General features: G+C 50.3%; 1 protein-coding gene. It reads left to right on the top strand.

Features of this window, described 5'->3' with window-relative positions; all coding sequences use genetic code 11:
• Window positions 1-1395 (top strand): C2 family cysteine protease (locus J8I87_RS43890; RefSeq protein ID WP_209938881.1); only part of this gene is annotated, 1395 nt, incomplete at its 5' end.
• Window positions 1396-1623 lie beyond the last annotated feature (228 nt).

Raw genomic sequence — 1623 nt, forward strand, 5'->3', positions numbered from 1 at the left:
CGGGCAAACTCGACTTCTCCGCATTCAACTCGCATGCCCGCTGACGGCCGTTACCCACTGCATTTTCAAAAGAGCCATGTATATGGAAATGACGTCGCGGTATACTTATCTGATACGAGCGATACCGTTGAACTGCATGGATATAACGACAAGATTATTTACGTTCATCCGCAGCCACAACCTCAACCGACATACACGTACAGATCGATACTTTCAGATTTACAAAGCGTTGCTAGCGCCATTGGACGCGGTGGATTCACAGACGCACTATTCAATAGTCTTAAGACTTACGCGTCAGAAGTATCGGCGCAACTTGGAAAATCGTCATACCTTGCCTATGTGACCAATGCATTGGTCAACGGCAACGCCGCTAACGTTGACTGGACGGGCGGACAGAACATCTCATCCAAGCTGGGCAATCTTGCCCCTGGCAGTAGTCAGCTCCAGTTCAACGAGCTGATTGATAAATGGTTCCTAGGCTCCGACAACCCATCCTTGTCGGGCCTTGGCGGTAGCTATGCGAACGTTACGCAGCCGTTGTTCGGCACGAGCGGCGCGCCAACTGCAAACGATGTCAACCAAGGCGGTGTAGGCGACTGTTATCTGATGGCTGCACTCGCATGTGTGGCACAGGATGAGCCGAGCAAAATTGCGTCGATGTTTACGAGTGATGGCAACGGGGTTTACGGGGTTAGATTCTTCGATGGCCGAGGAAATCCCGTTTACGTTACTGTGAATGATGCAGTTGCTCAAAATGCTGCGGAAAATTCCAGTGATAGCTGGGTTCAAATTCTCGAGAAGGCCTTTGTAGAATACCAGCACATGAACGGCCTCGCGAATGAATATAAAGCAATTGACGGTGGCTGGGAGATTGGCCTCACGGCTGTGACTGGAAGGCAAGCGACGTCCTATGAGTGTTCCTCTTTTTCACGGACATCGTGGGATGACACGGTGAAGCAATCCATCACCAGTGCTTTGAATAGTAATACCGAGGTGATGTACGCTTGCGATCAGAGCACTACCGATTCTTCAGGCCACATAGAGCTGGTGAACCAACACATGTTCTCTGTTTTAGGGTATGACCGATCAACCGGGGATTTTATTCTCCGGAATCCGTGGGGAGACCACGGTTATAATGGCGACACTCGTTACGACACTCAGTTTGAAGTGTCTGCGGATCAGCTTTGGAACAAGGGTGGGTACGGCAAAGTAATCATTTCGGAGCCCGAATCTAATCGCGTTGCCAAATCCGCATCAGGTGGCACGCTAGGTAGTCAGGTTAATAGCCTAGTCGCGAGTATGAGCGCGCTGCATTTTCAATCATCCGAATGGGGTGCGGCGTATACGAGGCTGCTTTCGGTAGATCAGCAATTCAACGCAACACATATGGCGTAAGCCAAAACGCAAGGTGGATCGAAGGTGTAAAGGTCTACCACCCGGGACTGCGGCGATGCTTTGTCCGGATGGGGGTATTGCAAAGATGCTGCGGGTTGTGTAGAAGCGCAACATCATGAAGCCAGCTTGAATAATGCGCCTCTTTTACTCATAAGTCAGTAATATAGGAGACAGACGGATGCCTAAAGAACGAGCGAACAAGCCTTGGGTTCCGTCCAATTTCTGCAA

The sequence above is a fragment of the Paraburkholderia sp. LEh10 genome, from assembly GCF_017814945.1.
Taxonomy (GTDB): domain Bacteria; phylum Pseudomonadota; class Gammaproteobacteria; order Burkholderiales; family Burkholderiaceae; genus Paraburkholderia.